The sequence below is a fragment of the Xanthobacteraceae bacterium genome, from assembly GCA_019454205.1.
In the GTDB taxonomy this organism is placed as follows: domain Bacteria; phylum Pseudomonadota; class Alphaproteobacteria; order Rhizobiales; family Xanthobacteraceae.
This window is the reverse complement of sequence record CP075369.1, coordinates 1,667,317-1,682,056: the sequence shown is the minus strand read 5'-3', so window position 1 is coordinate 1,682,056 and position 14,740 is coordinate 1,667,317. Positions and strand designations below refer to the sequence as shown.

16 protein-coding genes are annotated in these 14,740 nt (G+C 62.6%); 7 read left to right on the top strand and 9 right to left on the bottom strand.

The features are described from left to right. The first annotated feature begins 268 nt into the window (after positions 1 to 268). The 4 genes from clpS to KF794_08260 all read left to right on the top strand — a co-directional run bounded on the left by clpS (position 269) and on the right by KF794_08260 (position 4,371). Positions 269 to 631, top strand: coding sequence for an ATP-dependent Clp protease adapter ClpS (gene clpS, locus KF794_08275; protein ID QYK43807.1), 363 nt, complete (start codon positions 269 to 271; stop codon positions 629 to 631). A 154-nt stretch (positions 632 to 785) separates the two neighbouring features. Beyond that, positions 786 to 3,182: an ATP-dependent Clp protease ATP-binding subunit ClpA gene (gene clpA / locus KF794_08270; GenBank protein ID QYK43806.1), complete on the top strand. Its 2,397-nt coding sequence runs from the start codon at positions 786 to 788 to the stop codon at positions 3,180 to 3,182. Between the two features lie 92 nt (positions 3,183 to 3,274). Beyond that, positions 3,275 to 4,030, top strand: a complete 756-nt coding sequence (locus tag KF794_08265) for an AzlC family ABC transporter permease (GenBank protein QYK43805.1) — start codon at positions 3,275 to 3,277, stop codon at positions 4,028 to 4,030. A gap of 14 nt (positions 4,031 to 4,044) precedes the next feature. Continuing rightward, the gene (locus KF794_08260) at positions 4,045 to 4,371 is read left to right on the top strand and encodes an AzlD domain-containing protein (protein ID QYK46644.1); all 327 of its coding nucleotides are present in this window, start codon (positions 4,045 to 4,047) and stop codon (positions 4,369 to 4,371) included. Here KF794_08260 and KF794_08255 read toward each other — a convergent pair whose 3' ends face one another. From KF794_08255 to KF794_08240, 4 genes are read right to left on the bottom strand one after another with little or no spacing between them, the layout of a single operon-like run. Continuing rightward, the gene (locus KF794_08255; GenBank protein QYK43804.1) at positions 4,372 to 4,800 is read right to left on the bottom strand and encodes an HIT family protein; all 429 of its coding nucleotides are present in this window, start codon (positions 4,798 to 4,800) and stop codon (positions 4,372 to 4,374) included. It lies immediately after the preceding gene. A 53-nt stretch (positions 4,801 to 4,853) separates the two neighbouring features. Further along, positions 4,854 to 6,128, bottom strand: a complete 1,275-nt coding sequence (locus KF794_08250) for an N-acetyltransferase (GenBank protein ID QYK46643.1) — start codon at positions 6,126 to 6,128, stop codon at positions 4,854 to 4,856. 51 nt (positions 6,129 to 6,179) lie between these two features. Continuing rightward, positions 6,180 to 6,923 carry a glycerophosphodiester phosphodiesterase gene (locus KF794_08245; protein ID QYK43803.1) on the bottom strand — a complete coding sequence of 248 codons (744 nt, stop codon included), beginning with the start codon at positions 6,921 to 6,923 and terminating at the stop codon, positions 6,180 to 6,182. A 6-nt stretch (positions 6,924 to 6,929) separates the two neighbouring features. Next, positions 6,930 to 7,394 (bottom strand): RidA family protein, encoded by a 465-nt coding sequence (locus tag KF794_08240; protein ID QYK43802.1) that lies wholly within the window; start codon positions 7,392 to 7,394, stop codon positions 6,930 to 6,932. Between the two features lie 78 nt (positions 7,395 to 7,472). Here KF794_08240 and KF794_08235 point away from each other — a divergent pair, with 78 nt between their 5' ends. Beyond that, complete coding sequence (locus KF794_08235) at positions 7,473 to 8,291, top strand: cell envelope integrity EipB family protein (GenBank protein ID QYK43801.1); 819 nt, start codon at positions 7,473 to 7,475, stop codon at positions 8,289 to 8,291. On the opposite strand, the gene KF794_08230 is transcribed toward KF794_08235, so the two are convergent. Next, a complete protein-coding gene (locus KF794_08230; protein ID QYK43800.1) occupies positions 8,292 to 8,591 on the bottom strand; it encodes a DUF3572 domain-containing protein in 300 nt (99 codons plus the stop codon). Positions 8,592 to 8,809: 218 nt separating this feature from the next. Here KF794_08230 and KF794_08225 point away from each other — a divergent pair, with 218 nt between their 5' ends. Further along, positions 8,810 to 9,178, top strand: coding sequence for a response regulator (locus KF794_08225; protein QYK43799.1), 369 nt, complete (start codon positions 8,810 to 8,812; stop codon positions 9,176 to 9,178). Positions 9,179 to 9,184: 6 nt separating this feature from the next. Next, the gene (locus KF794_08220; protein ID QYK43798.1) at positions 9,185 to 10,558 is read left to right on the top strand and encodes a PleD family two-component system response regulator; all 1,374 of its coding nucleotides are present in this window, start codon (positions 9,185 to 9,187) and stop codon (positions 10,556 to 10,558) included. A 343-nt stretch (positions 10,559 to 10,901) separates the two neighbouring features. On the opposite strand, the gene rpmG is transcribed toward KF794_08220, so the two are convergent. The 4 genes from rpmG to rnr form a co-directional block, all read right to left on the bottom strand. Continuing rightward, positions 10,902 to 11,069, bottom strand: a complete 168-nt coding sequence (gene rpmG, locus KF794_08215) for a 50S ribosomal protein L33 (GenBank protein QYK43797.1) — start codon at positions 11,067 to 11,069, stop codon at positions 10,902 to 10,904. Between the two features lie 79 nt (positions 11,070 to 11,148). Further along, on the bottom strand, positions 11,149 to 11,898 hold the full coding sequence (locus KF794_08210; GenBank protein ID QYK43796.1) for an NUDIX hydrolase: 750 nt from the start codon (positions 11,896 to 11,898) through the stop codon (positions 11,149 to 11,151). Continuing rightward, positions 11,895 to 12,299: a DUF983 domain-containing protein gene (locus tag KF794_08205; protein QYK43795.1), complete on the bottom strand. Its 405-nt coding sequence runs from the start codon at positions 12,297 to 12,299 to the stop codon at positions 11,895 to 11,897. The genes KF794_08210 and KF794_08205 overlap by 4 nt, the downstream gene beginning before the upstream one ends. Then, on the bottom strand, positions 12,296 to 14,722 hold the full coding sequence (rnr, locus tag KF794_08200) for a ribonuclease R (protein ID QYK43794.1): 2,427 nt from the start codon (positions 14,720 to 14,722) through the stop codon (positions 12,296 to 12,298). Before rnr ends, KF794_08205 begins: the two co-directional genes overlap by 4 nt. Positions 14,723 to 14,740: the final 18 nt, after the last annotated feature.

The window sequence follows — 14,740 nt, the reverse complement described above, 5'->3', positions numbered from 1 at the left end:
CGGGGACAATCGGCTTTTTTTGCTAATTCGCATTAAACCGGGCGGCTTGGGGGCCGGTGGCAGACCCGAATTTCAGGTCCTTGGTTAGGAAATGCTTCAAATGCGCCGTTGGCATGCCCCAAAGGCGGCCTATATGATGATCTTGCCGCCCGGCAGACCTCCGATTCACCGCGTCCGATGCGCCGAACGGCGGCCTCCGGCTTGTTCAGGATTTTAAACTTTGCTGCCGCCGCTTGACCCTGCCGAATGCTTAGGACTGCCCACCTCTTTGGCGGAGCAGACCCGTCTTGCGCGCAAGGACGACGGCAAGCGGGGAGACGGCGGGGGCGACGACGGCCTCGGTACGTCGGTCATCACCCGTACCAAGCCGCAAACCAAGCGGCCGAACCTTTACCGCGTGCTGCTCCTCAATGACGACTACACGCCGATGGAATTCGTCGTGCATGTTTTAGAACGCTTCTTCAATAAAGGGCGCGAGGACGCGACGCGCATTATGTTGCACGTTCACCAGAACGGTGTCGGCGAGTGCGGCATTTTTACTTACGAAGTCGCGGAAACAAAGGTGACGCAGGTGATGGATTTCGCCCGCAAGCACCAGCATCCGCTCCAATGCGTGATGGAAAAGAAGTAGACGCCCTCAATTCCGACATTTTACGCGAGGCCGGGCGCCTTGCTCTGCGGCCATTGTAACCCTGTTGCCGCCCCCTACATAGTGGACATCCCGCTTTGGCACCGGCAGACTCCGCCGGACCGCCGTTGAATCGCCCCGGAACTCCAAGGAACCGATGCCGACTTTCTCGCGCAGTCTCGAAAACTCCCTGCATCGCGCGCTGGCGCTCGCGAACGAGCGCCGCCACGAATATGCAACGCTCGAACACCTGCTGATGGCGCTGATCGAAGATCAGGACGCCGCGGCAGTCATGCGCGCGTGCAACGTCGATCTCGAAAAGCTCAAGCGCAATCTCGCCGACTACATTGACGGCGAACTCGAAAACCTCGTCATTGAAGCAGGCGACGACTCGAAGCCGACTGCCGGCTTCCAGCGCGTGATCCAGCGCGCCGTCATTCACGTGCAGTCGTCGGGCAGGGAAGAGGTTACCGGCGCGAACGTGCTGGTTGCGATCTTCGCCGAGCGCGAAAGCCATGCCGCTTATTTCCTGCAAGAGCAGGAGATGACGCGCTACGACGCGGTGAATTACATCAGCCACGGCATCGCCAAGCGGCCCGGCGTAACCGACGCGCGCCCTGTGCGCGGCGCGGAAGAAGAGGGCGAAGCGAAGACCGGTGACGATCCGAAGAAGAAACAGGACGCGCTCGAAGCCTATTGCGTCAACCTCAACAAGAAGGCGAAGGAAGGCAAGATCGATCCGCTGATCGGCCGCGCCAGCGAAATCGCGCGCACGATTCAGGTGCTCTGCCGCCGCCAGAAGAACAACCCGCTCTATGTCGGCGATCCCGGCGTGGGCAAGACCGCTATCGCGGAAGGTCTCGCGCGGCGCATAGTCGAGGGCGATGTGCCGGACGTGCTGAAAGGCGCGACCGTTTTCTCGCTCGACATGGGTTCACTGCTCGCGGGCACGCGCTATCGCGGCGACTTCGAGGAGCGCCTCAAGCAGGTGATCAAGGAACTCGAAGCGCATCCGAACGCGATCGTGTTCATCGACGAAATCCATACCGTGATCGGTGCCGGTGCTACTTCCGGCGGTGCGATGGATGCGTCGAACCTGCTCAAGCCCGCGCTCGCTTCGGGAACGCTGCGCTGCATCGGCTCGACCACCTACAAGGAATACCGCCAGCACTTCGAGAAGGACCGCGCGCTGGTGCGCCGCTTCCAGAAGATCGACGTCAACGAGCCGACGCCGGAAGACGCGGTGGAAATCCTGAAGGGCCTGAAGCCGTATTTCGAGGACTTCCACAAGCTCCGCTACACCAACGACGCGATCAAGGCGGCGGTCGATCTTTCCGTGCGCTACATCCATGATCGCAAGCTGCCGGACAAGGCGATCGACATCATCGACGAGTCCGGCGCGGCGCAGATGTTGCTCGCGGATTCGAAGCGCAAGAAGACCATCGGCATCAAGGAAATCGAGGCGACGGTCGCGACAATGGCGCGCGTCCCGCCAAAGACGGTTTCCAAGGACGACGCCGAGGTGCTCGCCAATCTCGAAACCGGCCTGAAGAACGTGGTGTTCGGGCAGGACAAGGCGATCACCGCCTTGTCGGCCGCGATCAAGCTCGCACGCGCGGGCCTGCGCGAACCGGAAAAGCCGATCGGCTCGTATCTGTTCTCCGGGCCGACCGGTGTTGGCAAGACGGAAGTTGCGAAGCAGCTTGCGCAGTCGCTTGGCGTGCAACTGCTGCGCTTCGACATGTCGGAATACATGGAGCGGCACACGGTTTCGCGCCTGATCGGCGCGCCTCCGGGGTATGTCGGCTTCGACCAGGGCGGCCTGCTCACCGACGGCGTGGACCAGAACCCGTATTGCGTTGTGCTGCTCGACGAAATCGAGAAGGCGCATCCGGACCTGTTCAACGTGCTCTTGCAGGTCATGGACCATGGCAAGCTGACCGACCACAACGGCAAGTCGGTGAACTTCCGGAACGTCATTCTGGTCATGACCACGAATGCCGGTGCCGCCGACATGGCGCGCGCGGCCTACGGCTTCACGCGCTCGAAGCGGGAAGGCGACGACGCGGAAGCGATCAACCGGCTGTTCTCGCCGGAGTTCCGCAACCGTCTCGACGCGATCATTCCTTTCGCGCATCTCTCGACCGAGATCATCGGTCAGGTGGTCGAGAAGTTCGTACTGCAACTCGAGGCGCAGCTCGCCGACCGCGGCGTGACCATCGAACTTTCCGACGAAGCGAAGAAATGGCTGATTGAACGCGGCTACGACGAACTGATGGGCGCGCGGCCGATGGCCCGTGTGATCCAGGAGAACGTCAAGAAGCCGCTCGCCGACGAGGTGCTGTTCGGCAAGCTGAAAGACGGTGGCCATGTGCGCGTGATCATCCGCGAGGAAGAGGGCCAGCCCGTGCTCGCCTTCGACTATCCGGAAGGTCCGGTTACGCCGAAGCCCGAAAAGATCGCGGGCGAGGCCAAGCGGCCGCGCAAGCCTTCGCCGAAGAAGGATGACGATGACACCGGCGGTTCGGGTCCGAAACCGCTGGTCAACGTCTGATCCGCTCCACATTCCAGCCTTGCAACGCCCGCGCTTGTCGCGGGCGTTTTGCCGTGTAAGGTCGCGGCTCTTTCACGCCCCCGATTTTCCCCGTGACCGCTCCCGAAAATAACGGCGCCACGCCGCAACAAGCCGCGCCGGACGACGACTGGCGGCACTGGTTCTGGCGCGGCGTAGTGGCGGCGCTGCGCTCCGTGCAGGGCATTGTGCTGTTCGCGGGCTTTATCGGTTTCGGCGGCCTGATCCGCGACATCGGGTTTCCGCTCGGCGCGGCGTTGCTTTCGACCGTGCTGGTCTGGGCCTTGCCCGCGCAGCTTTTGATCGTCGGCGGATTCACGGCGGGCAGTCCCGCGGCGGTGATCGCGCTTGCGGTCGGGCTTTCGTCGGTGCGTTTCTTTCCCATTGTTGCGTCGCTAATGCCGACGATCCGGGGCAGGAGCGGTCTGGGCACGCAACTGCTCGCTTCGCACCTGATCGCGGTCAGTGCGTGGGTGGAAAGCATCCGGCTGATGCCTGCGATCCCGGTGAACGCGCGGATGGCGTTCTTCATGGGACTGTCGAACGTGTTCCTGTGGGGCAGCGTGCTGGCGACCGTCGCAGGCTATCTGCTTGCGGGAACGCTGCCGCAGTCGCTCGCGAACGGTCTCGTATTTCTCACGCCGATTTCGTTTCTGTTGCAGTTGATCCGCAATGCGCGCGACCTCGTGGACAAGTCCGCACTGGTATTCGGCCTCGCGCTGACGCCGGTGTTCGCGCAGTTCGGCGGCTCGCTCGATCTGTTGTGGATCGGTGCAATTGGCGGTGGCGCGGCCTATCTGATCGGCCGCTGGCGGAGGGCGAGGGCGTGAGCTTGAACGACCCGATGCTCTACGCCTATCTGCTTGTCATCCTCGCGGGCTTCCTGCCGACCGATGTATTCCGCTTTGCCGCCGTCCTGTTTTCGCGACGGCTGGACGAAGACAGCGAAGTGCTGGTGCTGGTGCGCGCGGTTGCGACCGCGCTACTCGCAGGCGTGATCGCGCGGCTCGTTCTGTTCCCGACCGGCGACCTCGCGAACGTGCCGCTTTATCTACGGGTCGGCGCGATTGCGGCGGGGGTGATCGGCTATTTCGCGATCCGGAAATCGGTGCTGGCAGGGGTCATCGTCGCCGAGATCGTGATCATTGCCGGTGGCGCGTTCGTACGCTGACTACATTCCCGCGAGCGCGTCCTTCAGTAGCTTCGCGTGTTCGGCCAGCACTTCCGGTTTTTCCATCTGGCTTGCGGCCGGTTTCATCGCAACGTCCTTGTGCCGCGGAATGATGTGGACGTGCAGGTGAAACACGACCTGGCCGCCTGCGGCTTCGTTGAACTGCTGCAGAGTGATGCCGTCGGCATTGAATGCCTTCTTTCCGGCAATTGCGATTTTCTTTGCGGTCTTGATGACGTGCGCGAGCGACTCCGGTTCGATGTCGAGCAGGTTGCGTGCGGGCTTCTTCGGGATGATGAGCGTATGGCCGGGCGCGCGCGGCATGATGTCGAGGAAGGCCAGCGTGTGCTCGTCCTCGTAAACCTTGTGCGCCGGCAGTTCGCCGCGCAGGATTTTCGCGAAGATGTTGTTGTTGTCGTATTCGGCCATGAGCTTTTCTTCCCGATGATTTGCGTTGGAATTTGCAGCCGCTTCGATGATCGTCAAGAGCCGCTGGCGCGGCGATAGGGGGCGGCCTCTGCAAGATGCTCGATCTCGGCCTCGGTATATTGCCGCTCGCGGTCGAGATAATCCGCGACCGCGCGACGGAACGATGGATTGGCGATGTAGTGCGCGGAATAGGTCGGCACCGGCACATAGCCGCGCAGCAGCTTGTGCTCGCCTTGCGCCCCCGCCTCGACGGAGCGCAGCCCATGTTCGATCGCGTATTCGATGGCCTGATAGTAGCAGACCTCGAAATGCAGAAAGTTCTGGTGCTCCACTGCGCCCCAGTAGCGGCCGTAGACGGTGCTGTCGCCGAGAAAATTGAGCGCGCCCGCGATGTATTCGGCGCCGCGTTTCGCCATGATCAGCAGGATGCGGTCCGGCATTTTCGCCGCGACCAGCGAAAAGAACTCGCGCGTGAGGTAGGGCGTTCCCCATTTGCGCGAGCCGGTGTCCATGTAGAAATCGAAGAAACGATCCCAGATCTCTTCCGTAAGATCGGAGCCGGTGAGGCGGACGATTTCGACGCCGCTGGCTAGCGCCTCGCGCCGTTCTCGACGGATGGTTTTGCGCTTGTTCGAGGAGAGCGCGGATAGAAAGTCCTCGAACGTCCTGTAACCGCGATTGTGCCAGTGAAATTGCCGGTCGGTACGCGCAAGCATTCCGGCATCGGTCATCGCGTCGAAGTCGGTGCGTTCGGCGAAGGTGACGTGAATGGACGAAGCCTTGCGCAGCTTCGCCAGTTCGACCATGCCGCCGATGAGCGCCGCGCGCCCGCTCTCGACATTCACGCCGGGGCCAACCAGCAGGCGAGGGCCGGTGACCGGCGTGAACGGCACTGCGACTTGCAACTTCGGATAATAATTTCCGCCTGCGCGCTCGAAGGCGTCGGCCCAGCCGTGATCGAAGACGTATTCGCCGCGGCTATGGTTTTTCAGGTAGCAGGGCGCGACCGCGAGCACGCGCTTTTCTTCGTCTTCAAGAACGAGGTGCTGCGGCAGCCAGCCTGTTTTCACGGAGGCGGAGCCGGATTCCTCCAGCGAGGCCAGAAAAGCGTGCTGCACGAAAGGGTTATAGGGGTCGCTGAATCCTTCTTCATGTTTTGATTCAAGCGCTTCAGATTTTGATTCCAGGCCTTCGTGTGTTGATTCTGTTACCTGAGATTTCGATTCCGGAATTGCGCGCAGCGCATTGGCGCAGGAATCCCAATCGCCCGCCGCGATGTTGCGGATCGCGTTCTCGACACGGATCTGGAATGTGGGGCTGGCGGTCATTTCGTCCATTCTGGCCGATCCATGCGGCCACTCAAGGGCGCGGGGAAGCGCTCACGGACGAATATGCTCGAAGATGATCTGGTCTACCCATTTCGCAACCCGCGCGCGGTCCTTCTCGGTGCGGATGGTCCATGTCAGCAGCGGCATGCCGAGGATGTAGCGTGCGATCAACGGCGCGGCCGCAGGCAGATCGAAGCTCGCATAGGCGACGAAGTGCGGTTTGGTGCGCAGAACGTGCAACAGCAATCCGAGATAATGCTTTCGTCCGCGTGGGAGAAAATCCCAATCCTTGTAGCCATACCAGCGTTCGGCGACGATGCCGCGCGGCAGGCCCGGCGCATGTTTGCGTAACGCTGAAACCATATCGGGATCGAACGACATGGCGGCGACGGGGCCGCCGTAACCAGCCAGCATGTCTGCGACGACTTTGGCGAGCCGCGTATCGCCGTCCCACAAACTTTTCAGTTCCAGCACCAGTGGCGTTTGTCCGGCGGTGGTTCGCAAGAGATCGGAGAGCAGCGGGATGGTTTCGCCGCTTCCTTTCAACGTGATCTTGGCAAGATCGGAAGCATTGCGTTCCGAAACCGGACCGCTCTCGTTCGTGAGGCGGTCCAGTTGTTCGTCGTGAAACACGACCGCTTCGCCGTCCTTCGATAATTGCAGATCGACTTCGATGGCGTAATTCGCGGCGATGGCGGCTTTCGCCGCGCCGAGCGAATTTTCGATGTGGCCCGTGCCGTTGCCGTGCAGGCCGCGATGCGCCACCGGGCGCGCGGTTAGCCAGTCGATCGCCATGGAGGGTTACGCGACCTCGAACATGGCTTCGACTTCGACCGGCGCATCGAGCGGAAGCTGTGCAACGCCGACGGCGTAGCGCGCGTGCTTGCCCGCATCGCCGAGCACTTCGACCATCAGGTCGGAAGCGCCGTTCACGATCTGCGGAATGGTCTGATAGTCGGGGACGGCATTGACGAACCCGCCGAGGCGGATGCAACGCCTGATGCGGCCGAGATCGCCAAGCGCCGCCTTTGCCTGTGCGAGAATGTTGATCGCGCAGAGGCGCGCGGCTTCTTTCGCCTGCGTTTCCGTGACGCTCGCGCCGACCTTGCCCTTGTGCGCGATGCCGTTTGTGCCGATGGGTAACTGGCCGGACACGACCAGCAGGTTGCCCGCGACCACGGCGCCGACATAATTCGCGACCGGCGCGGCCGGTTGCGGCAACACGATGCCGAGTTTTTGCAATCGCTGCTCGATTTCGCTAGCCATGCGCGACGTTCCCCTGAGGCCGTTTCCCCGCCATAGTCTTGGCGGAACGCTATTCCGGGCGCAAGGAGACAATACCCGATGCGGAAAATGCTGTTCGCGGCTTTGCTGCTGTTGCCGGTTACGGCCGCGCATGGCGGGGCGCTCGCGCCGCACCGCGCGATCTACGATCTGGTGCGCGATCCTTCCGCGCCCGGCACGCAGGTCGATCGCGCGCAGGGGCGGATCGCGTTCCAGCTCACCGGCAACGAGTGTGATGGCTATGCCGTCATGCTGCGTCAGGTGACGTCGCTCGATACCGGCGAAGGGCAGGTGACGGTCAGCGACCTGCGCAGCGAAAGCTGGGAGAATGCGCTCGCCACCTCGTACCGGTTCAAGACGCAGAATTTCGTCAACGAGCAGATCCGCGAGAACGTGAACGGCACCGCGATGCGCCAGCGCAACGGCGCGCTGACCGTTCGCGTATTGCAGCCGAAACCCGCGAGCTTCGCGCTCGACGGGCCGCTGGTGCTGCCGACCGAACACACGCGCAAGATGCTTGCTGCCGCCGAACGCGGTGAGAAGACGCTGAGCGTTCGCGTGTTCGACGGCTCGCCGGACGGAAAGAAAATCTATTCGACGCTCACCGTGATCGGCGAGCCGGTCGCGCCGGGTGTAGGTACGCCGCCGCCTTCGCCTGCGCTTGCCGATTTCAAGCGCTATCCGGTCGTCATCAGCTACTTCGAGATGGGTACGGGCGAGCGCACGCCGGCCTATACGTTGGCGTTCGATCTCTACGAAAACGGTATCAGCGGCGCGCTGCGGCTCAACTACGGGAACTTCGCGCTGAAAGGCGTGCTGTCCAGTGTCGAACTGCTTCCGCAGAAACCCTGCAAGGCGCCGCCCGCTAAATCGAAGTAGTCAGTGCGGAACCGCCGGGGGTGCCAGTACGTCGCGCGCCATCCGGATGCGGGCAGGGTCGAGGTTCATCTCGGTAGCGAAGGCGACCAGGTCGGTTTCGTTCGCGAGCATGTAGTCGAGCAGCGCAGGGTAGAAGCTCTTGTCGCGCGCCGCCGCGCGCAGGTTCTCCGGGCCGAGGCCGGTGACCGCGAGAAAGCGGCCGATGCGCTCCGGTTCCTGCGCGAGATGGCTCAATACCGCGACCGCGATCAGCTTCGCTTCATCTTTCGTTAAAGAAGTTTTTCCGCGCGTTTGTTGCATTTTCACTTCCGTAACGATTTTGCCGGTACTTTGGAACCCAGGATGCCGGAAGAAGCATCCGTATGTCGAACGGCTTGCAGAACCTGAGTTCCCTGCATCCCGCGCGGCGTAATTCGGGTTTGCGGGCGGTTTGGGCGATCATCAGAACGTCAGCAAGCGATTCGGGGACTTAAGTTCGGGTGCGCCAGAATGGCGCCTCGTGGACGGGGTGGTGCAGGATGGCGAAGACTGTCCTGATCGTGGAAGACAACGAGCTGAACATGAAGCTCTTCCATGATCTCCTTGAAGCGCACGGCTATCAGACCATCGAAACCCGCAACGGGATCGAGGCGCTGGACCTTGCGCGCAAGCACAAGCCCGACCTGATCATCATGGACATCCAGCTTCCCGAAGTCTCCGGGCTGGAAGTGACCAAGTGGCTGAAAGAAGACGAGGAACTGCGCTCGATCCCGGTTGTCGCGGTGACCGCTTTCGCCATGAAGGGCGACGAGGAACGCATCCGCGAGGGCGGCTGCGAAGCGTATCTGTCGAAGCCCATTTCCGTTTCCAAGTTTCTCGAAACCGTGCGCCATTTCGCGAAGGACTAGAGTGCAATGAGTGCGCGCGTTTTGATTGTCGACGACGTCCGGGCCAACCTGAAGCTGCTCGAAGTGCGGCTGTCGGCCGAGTATTTCGAGGTCGTGACCGCGACTTCGGGGCCGGAGGCCATCGACATCGCCCAGCGCGGCCTTTGCGACATCATCCTTCTCGACGTGATGATGCCAGGCATGGACGGTTTCGAGGTCGCACGGCGGCTGAAATCCTCCGAAGCGACGCTGCATATTCCCATCGTCATGGTGACGGCGCTCGACCAGCCGTCCGACCGCGTGCGCGGCCTTGAGGCCGGCGCCGACGATTTCCTGACCAAACCCGTGAACGACCTTGCGCTGATCACGCGGGTGCGCTCGCTCTCCCGCCTGAAAATGGTCGTCGACGAATTGCGGATGCGCGCCGTCACCTCGCACGAGATCGGCGTGGCCGCCGATCCCGCGCAGGCCATCAACGATACCGGCGAGGGCGGCAAGATCCTGATTGTCGACGATCGCCCGTCGTCCATCGACCGGCTGCATACCGCGCTCGCGGGTTCGCAGACCGTGGATGTGGAAAGCAATCCGCAGGAAGCACTGTTCCGGCTGGCCGAAGGCAATTACGACCTGCTGCTGCTCAGCCTCGAACTCAGCGACTTCGACGCGCTGCGTCTGTGCGGGCAGGTGCGCTCGCTGGAGCGCACGCGGCATCTGCCGATCCTTCTCGTCACCGAACCCGGAGATCAGGCGCGGTTGCTGCGCGGCCTCGATCTCGGCGCCAACGACTACATCGTCCGTCCCATCGACCGGAACGAACTGGTGGCGCGCGTGCGCAGTCAGGTTCGCCGGAAGCGGTACGCCGAGCGGCTGCGCGACAGCGTCCAGACCTCGATGGAACTGGCGGTCACCGATCCGCTGACCGGCCTCTACAACCGGCGCTACATGGAAGGCCATGTCGGCACGCTGGTTGACCGCTCCGCCGCGCGCGGGAAATCACTCTCGGTGCTGTTGCTCGACATCGACTACTTCAAGTCGATCAACGACGGCTACGGGCACGACGCGGGCGACGACGTGTTGCGCGATTTCTCGGATCGCCTGCGTGCCTGCATCCGCGGCATCGACCTGGCCTGCCGCTACGGCGGCGAGGAATTCGTGGTGGTGATGCCCGATACCGACATCGGCGTCGCGACCATGGTGGCCGAACGCATCCGCCGCCGGGTGGCAGGCGACATGTTCCCGATCCATCGCGGGGCCAAGTCCATCGAAGTCACGATCTCGATTGGGATTGCGGCGCGCGCCACGACGGAGGACACCGCCGCCATGATCCTGAAGCGCGCCGACGAGGCGCTCTATCGCGCCAAGCGGGACGGGCGGAACCGGGTCGTCGCCGACGCCGCGTAAGGCGAGGGCAGGAACGCCATGCTTAACGGCGCCGCCCGGTAAGGTTATCCTTTTACTAAGGAACCCGATTCGGGCTGTTAAGCCTTTGAATCGTATTGAATTATACCGCGTATCCGATAGCTTTCATGGCACGCATTCATTGCGAGCTAACCCTACGGAGTGCCTAGGTCCGCCGCATCTCCTGGGTCCGTGGGGTTCGGCCGGCGAGTGAGTAACGAGAGGCCTCCTCCGATATTCCTCGCCGGCCACCTAATTCTTCTGCAAGGCTCCAAAACTGAAAAAGGCGCCCCAACAGGGCGCCTCTTTTCGTTCGGCTCGGAAGGAGCGGAATTGCCTGATCTTGTTACTTGATCTTGGCTTCCTTGAACTCGACGTGCTTCTTCGCGACCGGATCGTACTTCTTCTTGACCATCTTCTCGGTCATCGTGCGCGAGTTCTTCTTCGTCACGTAATAGAAGCCGGTGTCCGCCGTCGAGACGAGCTTGATCTTGAGGGTGACTGCCTTGGCCATGGGATTGTCCTGAAAAGGGGCCTGCGGCCCGAATTTGGCGGCAACCTAGCGGCCAATGCCGCCAAGTCAAGGAAGGAGTTCAGTCGAGTTCTTTCCGCCAGAAATTGCCATTCCGGAAGCAGAAAAACGAGGCCGGACGCAGCAATTCGCCGGATTTCACCCGGTCCGCAACCTCCCGGATCACCACTTTGGTGATGTTGGGTAGCTCGGTATCGAGGGCGTCTTCAAAGGTCAGCCAGTCGAGGGAGACCAGCTCGGTATCCGGCCCGACGATTCCCGAAATCTCGCCGCCGACGCTGGTGCGGTCCGCGAGGAAGAAGCGCGAATCGAAGCGGCGGGGACGCTTCGGCGGGGTGATGGCGCGCGCGACGAAGGTCAGCGCCGAAAGCGAGGGGCGGATTTGTTTGCTCACGAACGGCGACCAAGCATCGCCTTTTGAGGTGACACCATTCGGGTCGGGTTTGCCGAACAGGAGGCCGGTTTCTTCTGCCGTCTCGCGGATCGCCGCCAGCGCCAGTGCGCGGCCGCGGCTGGGCGTCCATTTCACAACGTTCATGCCGAGACGGCGGGCGCAGATTTCGCCGAGTTCGTCGAAGGGTTTCATCTGCCGGTCGGCAGCGTCAAGGCGGCCGCCGGGAAATACATATTTCCCCGGCATGAAGGCCTGCTTCTCGTTGCGCTTGCCAAGCAGCACGCGAGGCGTCTTGCCGGAACGGTCGATGATGATGAGCGTCGCCGAGTCCTTCGGCTGCACTGAGATGCCAGATTTTGGTCCGAGCGGAACCGGCTCCGGCGGATTCCAGCGTTCGCCGCGGTCGGGCGCGCTCATCTGGCGTCTTTCATCATTTCGATTTCGTCCCGGTGTTCGGGATCGAAGCCGTGCATCCGCTGTGCCCATTGCCAACCAACCACGATGCCCTTGATTGGTTGCAGCAACGCGAGCGACAGGATGAGCGTCAGCGGGATCCAGATCGAAAAAGCAACCCAGTGCGGCGGCTGGTAGAGCTTCTCAAGCAGCAGGGCGAGCGGCACGATGATATGGCCGACAATCAGGATCACGAGATAGGCGGGGGCGTCGTCCGCGCGCTGATGGCGCAATTCTTCGTGGCAGACCGCGCATTCGTCGGTGACTTTAAGGAACTTGCGAAACAGCTTTCCCTCGCCGCAGTTGGGACAGCGTCCGAGAAGTCCGCGCTTTACCGCTTGGCCGAGGTTGCGCTTTTCGCTCATCGCCGTTTCCCTTTTCCCTTGCCGGGCTTGCTGCCTGCCTTGCCACCCTTATGTGACACCGGCCGCCCGTATTTGCCACGCTTCGGGGCATTTTGCCGCCCGGAAGGCGCATGACTGCCGCGATGGCCACGCGGGCCATTGCTACGAGATTTCCGTGTCGCCTTCAGGTCGTAACGGCCTTCGGAGAGCAACTCAAAGCGAAGCGCACCGGCAACCGGAACCGCTTCCACCAGCTTCACTTCGACGCGGTCGCCAAGGCGATACGCTTCGCCGGAGCGGTCGCCGATCAAGGCTTGCAACGCTTCGTGATAGGCGAAGAACTCGTTGCCGATGGTGCGGGCAGGGATGAAGCCGTCCGCGCCGATTTCGTCCAGCTTCACGAACAGGCCGGAGCGCGTGACGCCCGCGACCACGCCGCGGAACGATGCACCGATCTTGTCGGCCATGTAGTGCGCGATCAGCCGGTCGACCGTTTCGCGCTCCGCCGCCATTGCGCGGCGCTCCGCGGCGGAAATGCGCGCGGCAACTTCTTCCAGCGCTTCCGGCGTGGTGTCGGGCAAGCCGTCGTTGCCGAGACCGAGCGCGCGGATGAGCGCGCGATGCACGATCAGGTCCGCGTAACGGCGGATGGGCGACGTGAAATGCGCATAGCGGCGCAGCGTCAGGCCGAAGTGGCCGTAATTGTTCGACGAATATTCCGCCTGCGCCTGTGAGCGCAGCACGACTTCGTTCACGAGGCGCTCGTATTCGGTGTCCTTCACGCGCGCGAGCACGTTGTTGAACAGGGCGGGGCGCAGCGTATCGGTTTTCGGCAACGTGATGCCGATGGTTCGCAGGAAGTCGCGCAGCGCGGCGGCTTTCTCCAGCGAAGGGCTGTCGTGCACGCGATAGATCAGCGGCGTGCGTTTCGCTTCCGCCGTCTCGGCCGCTGCGACGTTCGCGAGGATCATGAACTCCTCGATCAAACGGTGCGCGTCGAGCCGCTCCGGCGTGGTGACGCGGTTCAGCGTGCCGTCCGCATTGAGCACCAGTTTGCGTTCAGGAATGTCGAGGGCCAGCGGCTCTCTCGCGTCGCGTGCTTTCGCCAGCGCGCGGTAAGCAGCCCAAAGTGGTTGCAGGATCGGCGCAACCAGCGAGCGCGTCATCGGATCGGGATTTCCGTCGATGGCGGCCTGCGCCTGCTGGTAGGAAAGTTTGGCGCGCGAGCGCATCAGGATGCGGTGGAACGAGTGGCGCAGCTTGCGGCCATTCGCGTCGATCACCATGCGCACCGCCATTGCCGCGCGATCCTCGCCAGCACGCAGCGAACAGAGATCGTTCGAGATGCGTTCGGGCAGCATCGGCACGACGCGGTCGGGGAAATAGACCGAGTTGCCGCGCAACTGTGCCTCGCGGTCCATCGCGGAATCGGGCGTGACGTAATGTGCGACGTCGGCAATCGCGACGGTGAGTATGAAGCCGCCCGCGTTTTCGTTGCTCTCGTCAGGTGCCGCGTGAATGGCGTCGTCATGATCCTTCGCGTCCACCGGGTCGATGGTGACGAGGGGAAGGGGGCGCCAGTCCTCGCGGCCGATCACAGCGGGCGGGCGGGCGGCTTCCGCTTCGGCGATCACTGCGTTCGGGAAATTGTTCGGGATGGCGTGCGCATGAATAGCGATCAGGCTGACGGCTTTCTCGGATTTGATCGAGCCGAGACGCTCGCGCACTTTAGCGGTGGCAAGGCCGAACGCGCGCTGCGGCATCGGATCGGCGGTGACGAGGTCACCGTCCTGCGCTTCGTTCTCCATGCCGGAGGGAATGGCGATCTCGCGGCCAAGCGATTTCTTGTCCACCGGCACGAGACGTCCGCCGCCTTGCGGCATCCTGCGATAGATGCCGAGCAGTTGCTGGCGCGCTTTCTCGAGCAGTTTGATGACGCGGCCGGCATAGGGCGCATCGTCTTCGTCTTCCGTTCGCTGCGTGCGCAACAGTACGCGGTCGCCGATGCCGGGAGCGGGGATGCCGGTGGGCTGGCGGCCGAATACGAGGCGAATGCGCGGCGCTGCGCCGAAGTCGGCCTCGTCCCAATCTAACGGTTCCGCGAGCAGGTCGCCTTCCGCGTCACGCGCAACGACACTCGCCATCACGGTTGCGGCGACGTGGCCGGCCGCGGTCATCTTGCGGTGGCGGCCTTTGACTTCGCCTTCGTCTTTCAGGTCGCGCAGCAGCGTTTTCAGTTCGGCCTTGCCCGCGCCGTCGAGGCGGAAAGCGCGGATGATGTCGCGCTTCGAAACGTCGCCGCCTCGTTCGGTGATGAAGGCGAGCAGTTCTTCCCGCGACGGCAGCGCGCCGTGAGGCTTGGGGTCTTTGAATTTCTTTTTGGGTCTTTTGGACAATCTGGTTCTCGTCGTGACGCCGTGAATGGCCCGGGCAAGCCCGGCCATGCCGCAGACGAGAAGCTA